Annotated in this window: 14 protein-coding genes; 10 read left to right on the top strand and 4 right to left on the bottom strand. The window is 65.6% G+C overall.

The features are described 5' to 3' along the window. Window positions 1–44: 44 nt before the first annotated feature. Both LU688_RS16900 and ampC read right to left on the bottom strand, forming a co-directional pair. On the bottom strand, window positions 45–377 hold the full coding sequence (locus tag LU688_RS16900; RefSeq protein WP_046855208.1) for a hypothetical protein: 333 nt from the start codon (window positions 375–377) through the stop codon (window positions 45–47). Between the two features lie 346 nt (window positions 378–723). Continuing rightward, window positions 724–1,863, bottom strand: coding sequence for a class C beta-lactamase (gene ampC, locus LU688_RS16895; protein WP_160290889.1), 1,140 nt, complete (start codon window positions 1,861–1,863; stop codon window positions 724–726). A 133-nt stretch (window positions 1,864–1,996) separates the two neighbouring features. On the opposite strand from ampC, the gene LU688_RS16890 reads away from it, so the two are divergent. Beyond that, the gene (locus tag LU688_RS16890) at window positions 1,997–2,989 is read left to right on the top strand and encodes a bile acid:sodium symporter family protein (RefSeq protein ID WP_160290888.1); all 993 of its coding nucleotides are present in this window, start codon (window positions 1,997–1,999) and stop codon (window positions 2,987–2,989) included. Window positions 2,990–3,023: 34 nt separating this feature from the next. Here the strand turns inward: LU688_RS16890 and LU688_RS16885 are convergent, their stop codons facing one another. Further along, window positions 3,024–4,340, bottom strand: coding sequence for a hypothetical protein (locus tag LU688_RS16885; RefSeq protein WP_038706338.1), 1,317 nt, complete (start codon window positions 4,338–4,340; stop codon window positions 3,024–3,026). Between the two features lie 218 nt (window positions 4,341–4,558). On the opposite strand from LU688_RS16885, the gene LU688_RS16880 reads away from it, so the two are divergent. The 7 genes from LU688_RS16880 (at window position 4,559) to LU688_RS16850 (ending at window position 13,246) form a co-directional block, all read left to right on the top strand. Next, on the top strand, window positions 4,559–5,773 hold the full coding sequence (locus tag LU688_RS16880) for a sugar transporter (protein WP_104445207.1): 1,215 nt from the start codon (window positions 4,559–4,561) through the stop codon (window positions 5,771–5,773). A 240-nt stretch (window positions 5,774–6,013) separates the two neighbouring features. Further along, a complete protein-coding gene (locus tag LU688_RS16875; protein ID WP_160290887.1) occupies window positions 6,014–6,499 on the top strand; it encodes a DUF2165 family protein in 486 nt (161 codons plus the stop codon). A 14-nt stretch (window positions 6,500–6,513) separates the two neighbouring features. Next, entirely contained in the window at window positions 6,514–7,608 is a 1,095-nt protein-coding gene (locus LU688_RS16870; protein ID WP_104445208.1) for an efflux RND transporter periplasmic adaptor subunit, read from the top strand. Window positions 7,609–7,626: 18 nt separating this feature from the next. Then, on the top strand, window positions 7,627–10,710 hold the full coding sequence (locus LU688_RS16865) for a MexW/MexI family multidrug efflux RND transporter permease subunit (protein WP_038706334.1): 3,084 nt from the start codon (window positions 7,627–7,629) through the stop codon (window positions 10,708–10,710). Beyond that, a complete protein-coding gene (locus tag LU688_RS16860) occupies window positions 10,707–12,101 on the top strand; it encodes an efflux transporter outer membrane subunit (protein ID WP_038706333.1) in 1,395 nt (464 codons plus the stop codon). Before LU688_RS16865 ends, LU688_RS16860 begins: the two co-directional genes overlap by 4 nt. Before the next feature lie 199 nt (window positions 12,102–12,300). Beyond that, a complete protein-coding gene (locus tag LU688_RS16855) occupies window positions 12,301–12,522 on the top strand; it encodes an MbtH family protein (RefSeq protein ID WP_023632740.1) in 222 nt (73 codons plus the stop codon). A 4-nt stretch (window positions 12,523–12,526) separates the two neighbouring features. Beyond that, complete coding sequence (locus LU688_RS16850; protein WP_104445211.1) at window positions 12,527–13,246, top strand: thioesterase II family protein; 720 nt, start codon at window positions 12,527–12,529, stop codon at window positions 13,244–13,246. A gap of 430 nt (window positions 13,247–13,676) precedes the next feature. Here LU688_RS16850 and LU688_RS16845 read toward each other — a convergent pair whose 3' ends face one another. Continuing rightward, window positions 13,677–14,855, bottom strand: coding sequence for an integrase core domain-containing protein (locus tag LU688_RS16845; protein ID WP_104444790.1), 1,179 nt, complete (start codon window positions 14,853–14,855; stop codon window positions 13,677–13,679). 515 nt (window positions 14,856–15,370) lie between these two features. Between LU688_RS16845 and LU688_RS16840 the strand changes: the two genes are divergently transcribed. Both LU688_RS16840 and LU688_RS16835 read left to right on the top strand, forming a co-directional pair. Continuing rightward, the gene (locus LU688_RS16840; protein WP_046855219.1) at window positions 15,371–15,922 is read left to right on the top strand and encodes an isochorismatase family protein; all 552 of its coding nucleotides are present in this window, start codon (window positions 15,371–15,373) and stop codon (window positions 15,920–15,922) included. Between the two features lie 110 nt (window positions 15,923–16,032). After that, on the top strand, window positions 16,033–17,001 hold the full coding sequence (locus LU688_RS16835; protein ID WP_289678194.1) for a DUF1615 domain-containing protein: 969 nt from the start codon (window positions 16,033–16,035) through the stop codon (window positions 16,999–17,001). The last annotated feature ends 74 nt before the right edge of the window (window positions 17,002–17,075 follow it).

Here is a 17,075-nt window from a genome sequence, read left to right as displayed (position 1 = left end):
GCCTTTGTCGGGCCGGGCTCAAGAAACGGTGTTAAGCCGCGGGATCAATTCAACGCGTCGATCACCTTGATTGCCTGCCGCTCACGGGCGGTCGGCCATTCTTGTTGCAGGGTCTCGAGCACACGACCGACGAAAGAGGTGTCGGCGGCGGCCTTCTTGCCGACGTAGCCCTGGCCACGGCGGTAGACCTTGAAACGGGCGCGCATGCTGGGCATGTGCGATTCGAACTCGTCTTCGACCGTGTTCGGCGGCAGGCGATCCAGGCGGACCTCGCCGGACTGGCTGACCCACAGCAGGTGGTCGTCGAGGCTGTCCTTGCGCGCGGCAAACAGTTGGGCCAGTTGGTCGATGGTTGGATTGTTGTTCAAGTTCATCATAAAGCCCCCATTACTCACATTCGTTGGTGAAGTTCGTCCGAAGTTCACATTTGGCGCCACAACATGTAGCGCGCTAACCAAGGCTGCTACAGCAGCTTCGCAACAGGGGCTTTCTCACGCTGCCTTCTGGGCAGATTCCCTCTCCACGGACGGCCTGCGTTACCGCGCAGGCCGTCTGGAACACCCTTGCCACCGCTCCCGATCAGGGAGACGGCCTCATCATGCACAAGGCGCGGGAAGGGCGTCAACCGTTTTGTAGTGATTATTTTTTGTCACTACATCTTGTCGGACAATCCTGGTCGTTCTGTCTGCCGAGTCCGTTAGCCGGCGCCAGGAATCGGCCGTTTCATGGCTCCAGGCTCGAGAGGATACGTTGTGCGGCGCGTACCCGCTCCTCGTTAGGATAGTTGCGGTTGGCCAGCAGCACGATGCCCATCTGTTTCGACGGCACGAATGCCACGTAGGCGCCAAAACCGCTGGTTGCGCCGGTCTTGTTGTACCAGGCGGCGGGTTCGGCGGGCAGTGCCGGGGACAGTGCGCGGGTGGGGTTGGGCTCGCGGACCAGCCTGGCGCCGTTGTAGTCCAGCAAGGTGTCGAGGGCGACGGGATAGGGGTAGCGCTCCCAGCCCAGGCCCTGGGTCATGGCGCCAACCTGGAAGTAACCGGACTGGGTAATGGCGATGGCCTGGCGCAGGGCGGGGTCGAGTACGGTCGGTTGCAGTTGCAGCTGGACATAGCGCAACAGATCGCTGGCGCTGGTCTTGATACCGTAGGCCTGCTCGGCGTAGGGGCCCGGGCTGACCCGTACCGGCTGGTCCTTGGCGTCGTAGCCCTGGGCATAGAGGCCACGGGCGTTGGCCGGTACTTCCAGGTAGGTGTGCTTGAGGCCCAACCGGGGCAGCAGCCCCTGGGTCATCAGCTCGGCAAATGGCCGCTTTTGCGCGCGGGCTGCCAGGTCACCGAACAGGCCCAGGCTGGGGTTCGAGTAGCAGCGCTGGGTGCCGGGTTGGGCGCGGCGTTGCCAGTGCTGGAACCAGGCCAGGGTTTGCTCCTTCGTCTGCACCTCGTCAGGGAACTGCAGCGGCAGGCAGTCGCCGCTGTAGGCGCCCAGCTCAAGCACCGTGGCGCTACCGATCGGCGCCTTGGCCAGGGCGGGCTGGTAGCGGCTGGCGGGCGCCGCGAGGTCGAGCTTGCCTTCGGCGCTGGCCAGGGCGGCGAGGGTGGCGGTGTAGGTCTTGCTCACCGAGCCGACCTCGAACAGGGTGTCGCGAGTCACTGCCTGGCCGCTGGCCTTGTCGGCCAGGCCATAGTTGAAATAGTGCGCCTGGCCATTGGCATACACTGCCACGGCCATGCCGGCGATGCCGTGCTCGCGCATCAGAGGCTGGATGACGCCATCGACGCTGTGCTGCAGGTCATCGGCCAACAGCGGTGGCGCCGCCAGCGTCAGGGCAGTGGCCAGCAGCAGGTGTGGGGGACGTTTCATGGTGCAAGGTTCCTTTTCGTGTTTCAGCCGCCAGGTTGTCCGTTGGGCGACACCGGCGGGGGTTCCGGCGTTAGCGGCATGAGGGCCGAGACCTTATCGTCCAGGCTTGCACAAAGACAAGACGGAACCTGTGATGAGATATTTGCGCATGCTGTTCGACAATTTCACCCTGGCCCTGCTCGGGGTGGTGTTCATCGCCACCGTGCTGCCGTGTTCAGGCGATGGCGCGGTGCTGTTCGGCTGGCTGACCAACCTGGCCATCGGCCTGCTGTTCTTCCTGCACGGCGCCAAGCTGTCGCGCGAGGCGATCATCGCCGGTGCCGGCCACTGGCGCCTGCACCTGCTGGTGTTCTCCTGCACCTTCGTGCTGTTCCCGCTGCTGGGGCTGGCGTTCAAGCCGCTGTTCGTGCCGCTGGTGGGCAACGAGTTGTACCTGGGCGTGCTCTACCTGTGCGCCTTGCCGGCCACGGTGCAGTCGGCCATCGCCTTTACCTCGCTGGCCCGTGGCAACGTGCCGGCGGCGATCTGCAGCGCGGCGGCCTCGAGCCTGCTGGGGATCTTCCTCACGCCGCTGCTGGTGGTGATGCTGCTGGGCGCCTCGGGCGACACCGGCTCCGGGCTGGACGCGGTGCTGAAGATCACCCTGCAGTTGCTGGTGCCCTTCGTCGCCGGGCAGATCGCCCGCCGCTGGATCGGTGCCTGGGTCAAGCGCAATGCGCGCTGGCTGAAACTGGTGGACCAGGGCTCGATCCTGCTGGTGGTGTACACCGCCTTCAGCGAGGCAGTGGTGACCGGGTTGTGGCACACGGTGTCGCCGCAGCACCTGGCAGGCCTGTTTGCCGTGTGCGGAATCCTGCTGGCAATGGTGCTGCTCGGCACGCGGCTGCTCGGGCGGCTGCTGGGCTTCAATGTCGAGGACCGCATCACCATCCTTTTCGCGGGGTCCAAGAAGAGCCTGGCGACAGGCGTGCCCATGGCCCAGGTGCTGTTCGTCGGCGGTGGCATCGGCGCGATGATCCTGCCGTTGATGCTGTTCCACCAGATCCAGCTGATGGTCTGCGCGGTGCTGGCACAACGTTATGCGGCGCGGGCCGAGGAGGGCGAGCAGGCGACGACGGCTTCCTGAGACGGATGCCTTGCCGCAGGCCCGCGCCAGCGACCTACCAGGCCAGCGGCCGGTCGAAGCCTTTCCAGCACAACCAGCGCCGCACCTCGCCATGCGCCCCCGTTCCGATCTGCCACTGCGGTCGGCCACGGTCCAGGGCGATCTGCGAAATGAACCCGGCATGGCTGGCCGCCACCAGCGTGCGGCCGTCGGCGCTGATGTCCATGGCGCTGATGGTCGAACCAAGATAGTGCTGCCAGTGCTCGTGGCCGTCCTCGCCGAAGGCGCGCAGGTAGCCATGGGCGTCACCGACGATGTACTCGCCGTCACGGGCCACCCCGGCGTAGACCCTTGCGCCGCACTGCAGTTGTGGCGTGCGTGGGTCTTGACTGTAGAAACCGGTATCCAGTCCCGGCAGGTCGGCCACCCGCACGCCGAGTGTGCCGCCCTGATAGAAGTGGCAGGCATTGAGAATCAACTGGTCGCCCCGGCGGTTGAACAGCGCGAAGTGCGGGTATTCGCTGGCCGGGCCGACCTCTGCGATGCGCCTGAACTGCTCGTCGAGCACCAGGTGACGGCCGCATTGTTCGCCCAGGGCAACCAGCCTGCCGTCCGGTGACAGCGCGGCATGTGCCATGGTCAGGCCCAAGGCGATGTCGTCCGGGTCGGTGCCCTGGCGCAGTTCCTCGAGAATGTCGTCCTCGCGTGGCAGCAGACGTGTGGCGCCGGCGGCGGCAAGCACGAAGATGCCGTCGCTGCTGACCAGCAGCACCCGCTGGCCGTCGGGGAAGGGCAGCAGCGCGGTGGGCGTCGGCGGCAGGTCGAAGGGATCGAACGGGTAGCCCGCCGGCAAACCTTCCAGGCCATGGGGCCAGGCCAGTCGGGCCACCTGCGGGCCGCCCCAGCCATCGGTCACACGGACCCCCTCGGCGTTGGCCAGGGCATAGTAGCGCCGTCCTGGGCAGCGCCCGAAGTGCTCGACACCGATCACCGGGGTGACGCCCTGGCCATCAAGGCGCAGTACCTGGCCGCATTCGAACGGCATGCCGATGCGAACCAGCACGCTGCCGTCATCGAGCAGCAGCAGGTTGCCGATGCCTCGGGCCTGTTCGTCGAGCAATGGCAGCAGCGGCAGGTGAGCCGGGGGCCAGGCTTCGCGGAACAGCTGGCGTTGCTGCTCGTCGGTGCCCGGGCGGTTGATGGCCAGCAGGGCTGCCTGCCAGGCCTCGAGCAGGTGCTCGGTGGCCGGTGCCTGTGGTTCCTCCAGATTGTCCCAGCCTTGCGCGCGGCCATGCGCGACATAGCGGTTGATGGCCTCGGCATAGGCGATGACCGCCTCGCGCCATTGCTGCTGGGGGTGCTGCTTGTCCATGGGCGGATCGAACTCCTTGTTCCGCAGGGTAGGTGATGTGCGACAAAAAGGTGCACGCAGGCGCGCATGGTACTCGGTCCGCACCTGCGGTTGTGAGGCCCCGCCTTGATGCGTACCATGCCGGACATCCTTCCAATAAAAAACGTGCGTCACCGGCCTGGCATCCGGGCAGGCGATGCGCGTCCTGTTGCCTTGTCCGCGGAGAAAAACGTCTACACATGAATGGTCCCGTCCCCACCTCCATGCCTCCGACCGCCGGCAGCGGCAGTTGGCTGAGCGTCATCGCCCTGGCGCTGGCGGCGTTCATCTTCAATACCACCGAGTTTGTCCCTGTGGCGCTGCTCAGCGATATCGGCCGCAGCTTCGAGATGAGCACCGCGCAGGTCGGCCTGATGCTGACCATCTACGCCTGGGTGGTGGCGCTGGCCTCGCTGCCGATGATGCTGGTGACCCGCAACATCGAGCGCCGCCGCCTGCTGCTGCTGGTGTTCCTGGTGTTCATCCTCAGCCACCTGATGTCGTGGCTGTCGCAGAGTTTCGCCATGCTGCTGGTCAGCCGCATCGGCATCGCCCTGGCCCATGCCGTGTTCTGGGCCATCACCGCGTCGCTGGCGGTGCGCGTGGCGCCGCCCGGCCAGCAGGCCAAGGCGCTGGGCCTGCTGGCCACCGGCACTACCCTGGCGATGGTCATGGGCATCCCGTTGGGGCGGGTGGTGGGTGAGGCGCTGGGCTGGCGCATCACCTTCCTGTGTATCGCCGGGGTGGCACTGGCGACCATGCTCTGCCTGATGAAGTCGCTGCCGCTGCTGCCGAGCCAGAACTCCGGCTCGCTGCGCAGCCTGCCGGTGCTGTTCAAGCGTCCGGCGCTGGTGATCACCTACATGCTGGTGACCCTGGTGATCACCGCGCAGTTCACCGCCTACAGCTACATCGAACCCTTCGCCCTGCACGTGGCACGGATCAGTGGCGAACACACCACGTTGCTGCTGTTGCTGTATGGCGGTGCCGGGGTGTTTGGCTCGGTGCTGTTCAGCCGCTACAGCGAGCGTTTCCCCCATGGTTTCCTGGTGGGTGCCATCGGCGCCCTGGCCGCGTGCCTGCTGCTGCTGTTGCCGCTGTCGGGCAATTTCCAGGTGTTCGCCGCCCTGAGCATGGTCTGGGGCGTGGCGATCCTGAGCTTCAGCCTGGCCTTGCAGTCCAAGACCCTCAAGCTTGCCTCGGATGCCACCGACGTGGCCATGGCGTTGTTCTCCGGTATCTACAACATCGGTATTGGTGGCGGTGCGTTGCTTGGCAGCATTGTCAGCAGCCAGGTGGGCGTGGCGCATATCGGCCTGGTGGGGGGCGGCGTGGCGGTTGTCGGCCTGGTGCTGGCGCTGGCCAGTACCCAGCGCTTTCGCGAAGCCCTGACTCGGGTGCCTGGGCAGGCGTGAACCACGCCTTCTGCAGGAGCGGTCAAAGCCGCTCCTGCAGGAATTCCATTGACCAAGAATCCCGGTTCCTGGCACCTCCTGCCCGGCAAATGTCTCCCGACTGATCCGCATCAACTTCCCTGGCAACACGCGCCCCTGTAATAGGGGCGCTTGTGTATCGGCTAGGCTGCCTCTAATATCCAAGCGTTTTCTTGTGTAATTGCCTGGCCTCCCGCCCAGGCCATCAATACGGACGTTGATATGGATTTGCACACCTCCCTGTGGCTGTTCCAGGCCATCCAGGCCGTGGGCCTGGCGTTGTGGCTGAGCATCGCGGTATTGAACAACCTGCAGGCTTTCGCCAGCTCCGTCGGCGCCATTGGCGCCACCTTGGCCATGGCCCCCCTGCGCCAGCCGCCGGCCATCGAATTCCCCTTGCTGCGCAGGGCCTGTCATTCGGCGGGTCTGGCCCGTGCCGCGCTGGTGGTGATCCTGCTGCTGCAGATCGTCGCCAGCCTGGCGGCCTGGGTAGGCAGCTATGGGCTGATCGTCGTGCAGGACCCGCTCATGGCCCGCACCTGGTTGAACCTGGCGCTTGGCGCCTTCCTTGCCTTCACCTTCGCCATGCTGCTCGGGGGCCTGTGGTTCGGCTACTGGATACGCCAGGAAGGCCTGCAGCTCACCCACCTGGTGCTGGTGCTGTGGGCGACCCTGGCGTTCTTCCTGTTCAACCTGGATTGGGCCTGAGGCGAGGACGCGCAATGAATAGCAAGGCAATACTTGGCAGTGCCCTGGTGCTGGCCCTGATTACCGCCGGTGGCCTGGCCTGGCGCCACGCCGGGGAGGCCCAGGCCACGGCATCCGCGCCGCGGCACTTGGTCAAGGTGGCCCTGGCCACGGTACAGAAAGCACCGCAGAAGCGCGCCTTCGCAGGCGTCGGCGAGCTGGAGGCGGTGCACCAGGTGCTGGTGTCGGCCGAGATCGGCGGGCGGGTGACGGCGATCAACTTCAGCTCCGGCCAGCAGGTGCGCAAGGGTGATGTGCTGGTCACCCTCAACGATGCCCCGGAGCAGGCCGAGCGCCTGCGCCTGAAGGCCCAGCTGGACAATGCACGGACCAACTACCGGCGGGTCAAGGACCTGCTGCGCGAGAACGCCGCCACCCAGGAACAGCTGGACAACGCCCTGGCGGCCCGCGACATGGCCCAGGGCGAGCTGGCCCGTACCGAGGCGGTGATCGCCCAGAAGGCGGTGCGCGCACCCTTCGACGGGCGCCTGGGTATCCGCCGGGTGAACCAGGGCCAGTATCTCAATGTCGGCGACCCGGTGGTCAGCCTGATCGACACCCGCAGCCTTTATGTCAACTTCTCCCTCGAGGAGCAGCTCAGCGCCCAGCTGCGCACCGGCCAGCCGGTCGAGGTGCGCCTGGATGCGTTCCCCGATACGGCCTTCACCGCGCATATCACCGCCATCGATCCCCTGATTGGCCGTTCGCGCACGGTGCAGGTGCAGGCCACCCTGGCAAAGCCCGATGCGCGCCTGTCGGCCGGCATGTATGCCAGCGTGCAGGTAGCCAGCCCCGATGACGGCCAGGTGCTGACCGTGCCGGAAACCGCCGTGGCCTACACCGCCTACGGCGACACGGTGTTCGTCGCCCGCCACGATGCCGCCGCCAATGCCTTGGTGGTACAGCGTGTGTCGGTGCGTACCGGTGAACGCCAGGCCGGCCGGGTAGTGATCGAGCAGGGCCTGCGCGAAGACGACCAGGTGGTGGTGTCCGGGCAGTTGCGCCTGAGCGACGGCACCGCCGTGCAAGCCACCGTAGACACCCTGCAGGCTCCGGCCAGCGGCGCCTGACCCCAGCGAGAACACGCCATGACATTTACCGACCTGTTCGTGCGCCGGCCTGTGCTGGCGCTGGTGGTCAGCACCTTGATCCTGCTGCTGGGGCTGCTGTCGCTGCTGCAGTTGCCGATCCGCCAGTACCCCTTGCTGGAAAGCTCGACCATTACCGTGACCACCGAATACCCCGGCGCCCCCGCCGAGCTGATGCAGGGCTTCGTCACCCAGCCGATCGCCCAGGCAGTGTCGTCGGTGGAGGGCATCGACTACCTGTCGTCCTCGTCGGTGCAGGGCCGTAGCCTGGTGACCGTGCGCATGGAGCTGAACCGCGACTCGACCCAGGCCCTCACCGAGGTGATGGCCAAGGTCAACCAGGTACGCTTCCGCCTGCCGGAACGGGCCTACGATCCGGTGATCGAGCGCTCTGCGGGCGAGTCCACGGCGGTGGCCTACATCGGTTTCTCCAGTGCGAGCCTGCCTATCCCGGCCATGACCGACTACCTCACCCGAGTGGTCGAGCCGCTGCTCAGCACCATCGAGGGCGTGGCCAAGGTCCAGGTGTTCGGCGGCCAGACCTTGTCCATGCGCCTGTGGATCGACCCGTCGCGCCTGGCCGCCCGTGGCCTGACCGCGGCCGACGTGGCAGAGGCGGTGCGCCGCAACAACTACCAGGCGGCGCCGGGCAAGGTGAAAGGGCAGTATGTGATCGCCAACATCCGCGTCGACACCGACCTGACCTCGGTCGGCGACTTCCGCGAGCTGGTGATTCGCAACGACGGCAACGGCCTGGTGCGTATCCGCGACATCGGCACCGTCGAGTTGGGCGCGGCCTCGGCGGAGACCAGCGCCAGCATGGACGGCGTGCCGGCTGTGCACCTGGGGCTGTTCGCCACCCCGGGCGGCAACCCGCTGGTGATCGTCGATGGCATCCGCCAATTGCTGCCGCAGATTCGCCAGACCCTGCCGCCGGACGTCAAGGCGGAGCTGGCCTTCGAGACGGCGCGCTTCATCCAGGCCTCCATCGACGAGGTCACCAAGACCTTGCTCGAGGCCCTGGCAATCGTCGTGGTGGTGATCTACCTGTGCCTGGGCTCGCTGCGCACGGTGCTGATCCCGGTGGTGACCATCCCGCTGTCGATGCTCGGCGCCGCGGCGCTGATGCTGGCGTTCGGCTTCAGCGTCAACCTGCTCACCCTGTTGGCCATGGTGTTGGCGGTGGGGCTGGTGGTGGACGACGCCATCGTCGTGGTGGAGAACGTCCACCGCCATATCGAGGAAGGGCGCACCCCAGTGGCGGCGGCGTTGATCGGCGCCCGCGAGGTGGCCGGGCCGGTGATCGCCATGACCATCACCCTGGCGGCGGTGTACGCGCCGATCGGCATGATGGGCGGGCTGACCGGCGCGCTGTTCCGCGAGTTCGCCCTGACCCTGGCCGGGGCGGTGGTGGTCTCCGGCGTGGTGGCCCTGACCCTGTCGCCGGTGATGAGCTCGTTCCTGCTCGACGCGCGCCAGTCCGAGGGGCGCATGGCCCATGCGGCCAACCGTTTCTTCGACTGGCTGGCCGAGCGCTACGCCCATGTGCTGGGCTTCTCGCTGAAACACCGCTGGATCAGCGTCGGTTTCGCCTTGCTGGTGCTGGTCAGCCTGCCGCTGCTGTATGCCTTGCCGCAGCGTGAGCTGGCGCCAACCGAGGACCAAGCCGGGCTGCTCACGGCGATCAAGGCGCCACAGCATGCCAACCTGGCCTATGTGGAGCGCTTCGCCGACAAGCTCGACTCGGTCTACCGGACCCTGCCAGAGACCGTCAGCACCTGGATCATCAACGGTAGCGACGGCATCGCCTCAGGTATTGGCGGCATCAACCTGCAACCGTGGAACGAGCGCGAACGCAATGCCTCGCAGATCCAGCTCGACCTGCAGGCAGCGGTGAATGATGTCGAGGGCACCAGCATCTTCGCCTTCCAGCTGCCCGCGCTGCCGGGCTCCACTGGCGGCCTGCCGGTGCAGATGGTGCTGCGTAGCTCCCAGGACTACCGGGTGCTGTTCGACACCATGGAGCAGGTCAAGGCCAAGGCGCGGCAGAGCGGCTTGTTCGCCGTGGTCGACAGCGACCTGGACTACAACAACCCGGTGGTGCAGGTGCGGGTCGACCGGGCCAAGGCCAACAGCATGGGTATCCGCATGCAGGACATCGGCGAGTCGCTGGCGGTGCTGGTGGGCGAGAACTACCTCAACCGTTTCGGCCTGGATGGCCGCTCCTATGATGTGATCGCGCAGAGCCCGCGTGACCAGCGCCTGACGCCGCAGGCCCTGACCCGGCAGTACGTGCGCAGTGAGGAGGGCAGGCTGGTGCCGCTGTCCACCGTGGTGCAGGTCAGCGAGCAGGTCGAGCCCAACCGCCTTACCCAGTTCAACCAGCAGAACGCCGCGACCTTCCAGGGTATTCCGGCGGCCGGCGTCACCCTGGGCGACACCGTGGCCTTCCTCGAGCAGGTCGCCGCCGAATTGCCGGCGGGCTTCAGCATCGACTGGCAGTCCGACGCACGCCAGTACCAGCAGGAAGGCAATGCCCTGATGCTGGCCTTCCTCGCCGCCGTAGTGGTGATCTACCTGGTGCTGGCGGCGCAGTACGAGAGCCTGGTCGATCCGCTGATCATCCTGATCACCGTACCGCTGTCGATCAGTGGGGCGCTGCTGCCGCTGGCACTGGGGGTGGCCACGGTGAACATCTACACACAGATCGGCCTGGTGACGCTGATCGGTCTGATCAGCAAGCACGGCATCCTCATGGTCGAGTTCGCCAACACCTTGCAGGCCGAGCAGCACCTGGACCGGCGCACGGCCATCGGCAAGGCGGCGCAGATCCGCCTGCGACCGATCCTGATGACCACGGCGGCCATGGTGGTGGGCCTGATCCCGCTGTTGTTCGCCTCCGGAGCCGGCGCCGCCAGCCGCTTCGGGCTCGGCGTGGTGATCGTCACCGGGATGCTGGTCGGCACCTTGTTCACCTTGTTCGTGCTGCCGACCATCTACAGCCTGCTGGCCCGTGACCATGCCAGCACGGCGCGTTCGGCGCGGGCCCGCTCGTTGGCCGAAACCCTGGAGAGCCAGCCATGAAGCCGGTATTCGTCGTATCCCTGGTGGCCCTGGCCTTGTCGGCCTGCAGCGTCGGCCCCGACTACCGCAAGCCCGAGGCACCTGCCAGTGGCCTGCACAGCCCGCAGCGCGCCGCCTTCGCCGCCCGTGGCGAGATGCCGGAGCAGTGGTGGCGGTTCTTCGACGATCCGCAACTGGTGCGCCTGGTCGACCAGGCCCTGGCCAATAACCACGATATCCGCCAGGCCCATGCCAACCTGCTGGCGGCGCGGGCGCTGTTCGACGACCGCAGCCTAGACCGCTACCCCTGGGTCACCGCCCGCGCCGGCTACAACCAGAGCCTGGAGCAGCAGCAACCGGCCGATGGCAGCGACCCGCGACGCATGCGCACCGAGCAGTACCGCGCCGGGTTCGACGTGCAGTGGGAGATCGACCTGTTTGGGCGCCTGCAACGCCTGACCGACGCCGCCGAGGCGCGTGCCGACGCGGCGGCGGCGGACCTGCGCCAGGTGCGGCTGAGCATCGCCGCCGAGGTGGCGCGCAACTACTATCTCAAGCTCGGCCTCAAGCGCAGCCTCGTCGTGGCCGAGGACCAGGTCGAGGCCTGGCGCGAGACCCTGCAACTGACCAGCGCCCAGGTGCGTGCCGGCAGTGGCCAGTACGAGGATCAGCAGAACGCCCATGCCAACCTGCTGCTCAGCGAGGCGGCGGTGCCGCCGCTGCAGGCGGCCATCGAGCAGGCCAGCTATCGCCTCGATGTGCTGACTGGGCAGGTGCCGGGCAGCCAGGAGCAGGGCGCCGCGCCATTCCTGCCGCCGTTGGCGCGCCAGTTGCCGCTGGGTGACGTCGATGCGCTGATTGGCCAGCGACCCGACGTGGTCAGTGCCGAGCGTGAGCTGGCGGCCAGCACCGAGGACGTCGGTGCGGCCACTGCCGAGCTGTATCCGCGCCTGGACCTGGGCGGGTTCATTGGTTTCTTCGCCTTGCGCAGCGGCGACCTGGGCAGCGCGGCCCGTGCTTATGAACTGGCGCCGATGGTCACCTGGCCGGCCTTGCGCCTGGGCAATGCCCGTGCGCGCCTGCGGGTGCGCGAGGCGCTGGCCGAGGGTAGCCAGGCGCGCTACCAGCAGGCGGTGCTGCTGGCCCGCGAGGAAGTGGAGAACGCCGTCACGCAGCTGGTGCGCAACCAGGCACGGTTGCAAAGCCTGGTGGCTTCTGCCGGGCACGGCAGCGAGGCCATCGACATCGCCAACAAGCGCTATCGGCGCGGGGCCGGCACCTACCTGGCGGTGCTCGAGAACCAGCGTGCGCTGTTCTCGATCAAGCGCGAGGTGGCGGAGGCAGAGACGGCCTCGTACCTGGATGCGATTGCGCTGTACAAGGCCTTGGGCTGGGGGAGTGAAGCCCAGTAGCACCAGACCTGTCGTGCAACCAAGGCTGGCAAACGTAGGAGCGGATTCATCCGCCATGCGCCGCGCGGGCGGCGCTCGATCTTGAGCGCGCCGCAAGGCTATCGTCGAGCGCCCCTAATTTTCCGCGCGCTCTTTTCGTTTTCATGGAAGCCGCCCTGCGCCCGGCGCGTTCGGCCCTCATCATTCAAGGAGACAGGCAATGACTTCCGTTTTCGACCGCGACGATATCCAGTTCCAGGTAGTGGTCAACCACGAAGAGCAGTATTCCATCTGGCCCGACTACAAGGCGATCCCCAATGGCTGGCGCGCGGTGGGCAAGAGCGGCCTGAAGAAGGACTGCCTGGCCTACATCGACGAAGTCTGGACCGACATGCGCCCGCTGAGCCTGCGCCAGAAGATGGCCGAAGTCGCGGCGCAATAAGGCGGTGTCGACCCTGAATCTGCTGTGCCTGCCGTATTCCGGTGCCAGTGCGATGGTCTACAGCCGCTGGCGGCGCAAGCTGCCGGCCTGGCTGCAGGTGCGCCCGGTGGAGCTGCCCGGGCGCGGTGCGCGCATGGCTGACCCGCTGCATACCGACTTGCGGGCATTGGCCCGGCAGTTGGCCCATGAGCAGCGCGCCGTCACCCATGCGCCTTACGCCGTGCTCGGGCACAGCCTGGGGGCGCTGGTTGCCTTCGAGCTGGCCCATGAACTGCGTGCACTCGGCTGCCCGCCGCCGGTGGCCTTGTTCGCCTGCGGCACTGCGGCGCCGACCCGGCGCGAGGATTACGCCGGTGGCAAATGGACCGAGCCGCGTGGCGATGCCGAATTGATCGCCGAATTGCGCAAGCTCGGTGGTACCTCCGAGGAAGTGCTGGCCAACGACGAGCTCATGAGCCTGACCTTGCCGATCGTGCAGGCGGATTTCCTGCTTTGTGGCCGTTATGCGTACGAGCAGCGCCTGCCGCTGCAATGTCCCTTGCATGTATTCGCTGGCGAGAACGATCGCGCCAATGACGAGCAGTTGCAGGCCTGGGGGCGGGAGACGGTTGGTGAGTATTCGCTGGCTAAGTTTCCGGGAGGGCATTTCTTTATTCATGAGCATGAAGATCGTGTGCTTGATGCGCTTTGTAGGACATTGGAGCCATTGCGGCTTTGTGCGTGATAGACAGGGCGGATTATAGAATTCGTCTAACAGTTTTATGATTCTGCAGAGGCCTCATGCCTGGTTGTCGGTGAGAGGCCTGACTGCAATAAGAACTTCCAACTCCAAATCTCAAACTTATTTTATTGCTCTTGCTCTTGCTCTTGCTCTTGCTCTTGCTCTTGCTCTTGCTCTTGCTCTTGCTCTTGCTTTTGCTTCTAAGTGCGCGATAGTTCAGGCGCCACAAATTGCGACTTCAGGAGGCCGAACGTAGGTCTTGCGGAGGGAGGTGACGGGCATGGATGCCCGTCAAGCGCTGCGCCCCAGGATGGGGCGTTCAGCGCGGTCCTCCCGGGAGCAAGGCCGGAGTGAGGGGACCCCGGAGCGAAGCGTAGGGGCCGGATGATGGAGCGATGTACGGATCACCCACATGGGTTACACAAAAGTTCACTCACATAGGTGACAACACCTTGAGTGTTACATAACCATCAGTGGCATCCCGCACATCGACTCTGCCAAGGATGATGGGACCGAAAATAACATCCCAGACGCCATCCCCAACCTGCTCCAGTCCAATGGTCTGGTGCTTGAGCACATAACCTACGTAGATCCTCAAGCCCCGGCGATTGATGATGCCGGAGCTATCAGCCGGCAAGCTCTCGATATGACTGGGATAGGTCATTTCGGGGAGCTTTTCAGGGAATGGGCGTGGAGATGGCTGGTAGCAAGACGCCGGTGTTTTCTGCTTCAGCGCTTCATGCAAGCGCTCGTGATTGTAGTGCTGCCGAAAGCGATCAAAGTGCCGTTGTTGAGCCTCCCAGGCCACTGCCGGCGGCGATGGGAGCGTGCTTTTGAGCGTTCGATGCATGCGCTCGTGGCGGCCATTTTGTTCAGGCCGACCAGGCGCAATGCGCTCGGGAATGATGCCTAGACGCAGCCACCAGATCGACAGCTGAGAAAGTCCCGCACGCCCCTTACTGGCAAACGGCACACCGTTATCGGTACGAATCCGCTCAGGCAAACCATTCTCTCGGAACACTTGGGTGAAAACGGCCTGGGTTTCCAGCAGGTTGGTATTGGGCATGCTGTGGCAGGCGAGCAGGAAACGACTGGCGTGATCCATGATCGTCAGCGGATAGCACCAGACGCCTGCACCTGTCAGAAATTGACCTTTGTAGTCCGCACTGAACAGCTGGTTAGGCGACTCGGCCTTCTCCAGGGGCTTGGGATAGACCGCTACACGCTGACGTAAGCGGCGTGGTTTGACCAATTGGGCTTTCTTGAGGATGTTGTAGATCGCTGTCTTCGAGGGCGGCGCCTGATCAGGGAAACGCTCCTGCAGCGCAGCCTGGATCTTTTTCGGCCCCGGTTCCGTTTCGCCTCGACTGCGCAATTCGATGATGGCTTCGCGAACTGCGGCGGGTACGACCCAATCCTGGTTCAACCGGCGGCGGCTGCGTTCTTCCAGCCCCGAAGGCCCCTCTTTCTCATATCGCTCGACCCATTTGTAGCCGGTCTTTCGGCTGATCTCGTAGGCCTGGCACAGGGCGCTGAAGCTGGGCGGCCCCTGCAGGTAATCCGCAATGAAAAGCATTTTAAGGTCCATAGGTTTCAGCTCTCGCCAAGGCATGGTCAGATCCTCGAAAACCGACCCTGCCAGTTAAAGACTGTTACCTATGTGCGTGAACTGATTTGTAACCCATGTGGGTGAGTCATACCCTTACTTTGGTCGTGGCCAAAGTAAGCAAAGCCGTGGCGCTCCATTCATCCGGCCCTCCGCTTCGCTCCGGGTCCCCTCACTCCGGCCTTGCTCCCGGGAGGACCGCGCTGAACGCCCCATCCTGGGGCGCAGCGCTTGACGGGCATCCATGCCCGTCACCTCCCTCCGCAAGACCTCCGTTCGGCCTCCTGAAGTCGCGAAGTTACGGGCGGCGCCTGGGCTGACGCAGCTGTCGCTAGCTGGGTAGGGCGCTAGACTCCTGATCGGCAACGGCAACGGCAACGGCAACGGCAACGGCAACGGCAACGGCAACGGCAACGGCAACGGCAACGGCAACGGCAACGGCAACTTGCCCAGGTGCTGCTTTGATTGACGTAATCCCGCGCCTGGGTAAGGCTAGCCCTTTTCCAGGCATGAGGCTGACAATGCTGATCGATCCTCGCAAGGCCACGCTGTTGGTCGTCGATATCCAGGAAAAGCTCATCGGTGCCATGAGCGACCCCGAGGGCACTGCGGCCCGCGCCCGCTGGCTGCTGGCGGCAACCGCCGAACTCGAACTGCCCACCGTGATCTCCGAGCAGTATCCCAAGGGCCTGGGCCACACCCTGTCCGCCCTCAAGGCCGCGGCGCCAGCCGCTGAGGTCGTCGAGAAAATGCACTTCTCCTGTGTCGCCGCCGAGTGCCTGCCGCCCAGCCTGCTGGCGCGCGAGCAGGTGATCGTCTGTGGCATGGAGACCCATGTCTGCGTGCTGCAGACCGTGCTCGGCCTGCTGGCCCTGGGCAAGCAGGTGTTCGTGGTCGAGGATGCCTGCGACAGCCGCACTCCGGCCAGCAAGGCGGCGGGCCTGGCGCGCATGCGCGATGCCGGGGCGCAGGTGGTCACCCGCGAGATGGTGCTGTTCGAATTGCTGGGCAGCTCCAGCCATCCGCTGTTCCGCCAGATCAGCAAGACCTACCTGGTGGGGGAGCAACCCTGAACGGGCGTCTGTGGGCCTTCGGGCTGCTGGCGCTCGGTCTGCTGCAGGGCTGCGCCGGGCGCCGCGAAGAGGCACCGGAGGCCGATCCGGCCAAGGTCCGCGCCCAGCTCATGCGCCTGCTGCCGGCCCAGGTCAAGGACCGTCAGGGTTGGGCCGAGGATATCCAGGTGGCGTTCCAGGCTCAGGGCATCAGCCCGAGCAAGAGCAACCTGTGCGCCGTGCTGGCGGTGGCCGAGCAGGAGTCCACCTTCAACGCCGACCCTCAAGTGCCAAACCTGGGGCGCATCGCCCGGGAGGAGATCGACCGCCGGGCGGCTCGGCTGCATGTGCCTCGGCTGCTGGTCGATGGCGCCCTGAGCACGCCTTCGGCCAACGGCAAGACCTACCAGCAACGCCTGCTCGCCGTACGCAGTGAAAAGCAACTGAGCGCCCTCTACGACGAGGTGATCGGTGGCCTGCCGCTGGGGCGTTCGCTGCTGGGCGGGCTTAATCCGGTGCGCACCGGCGGGCCGATGCAGGTCAGCGTGGATTTTGCCGAACAGCACGCCAAGGGCTATCCCTACGACCACCCTGGCAGCATTCGCCAGGAGGTGTTCAGCCGCCGTGGCGGGATGTACTTCGGCATCACTCACCTGTTGGGTTATCCCACCCATTACCAACGCCAGCTTTACCGCTTCGCTGACTTCAACGCCGGTTGGTACGCCAGCCGCAACGCGGCGTTCCAGGCGGCGCTGAGCCGGGCCAGCGGGGTGCCGCTGGCGCTCGACGGCGACCTGATTGCCCCTGGTGCGATCATGCCCGGCACCACCGAGCAGGCGGCGCGCAAGCTGGGAGCGAAGCTGGGGTTGCGTAATCCGCAGATCAGGGCGCAGTTGGAGAAAGAGAATGACCTGGCGCTGGAGGAGACCGAGCTCTACCGCAAGGTCTTCGCCCTGGCCGAAGCCAAGGCCGGCAAGCCCTTGCCAAGGGCGGTGCTGCCTGGGATCGAGCTGAAAAGTCCGAAGATCACTCGCAAGCTGACCACGGCGTGGTTTGCCGGCAGGGTGGATGAGCGTTATCAGCGTTGCATGAAGCGCTGAAGCGGTCGCGGCGTGGGAGAGGGCTTGCCCCGCGACAGGGCCGGCATTGCAATCGCGGGTGCAATCCCGCCCCC

This window comes from Pseudomonas soli (assembly GCF_021283165.2).
Classification (GTDB): Bacteria; Pseudomonadota; Gammaproteobacteria; order Pseudomonadales; family Pseudomonadaceae; genus Aquipseudomonas; species Aquipseudomonas soli.
The sequence above is the reverse complement of the archived record's forward strand: the minus strand, read 5'-3'. Positions and strand labels throughout refer to the sequence as shown.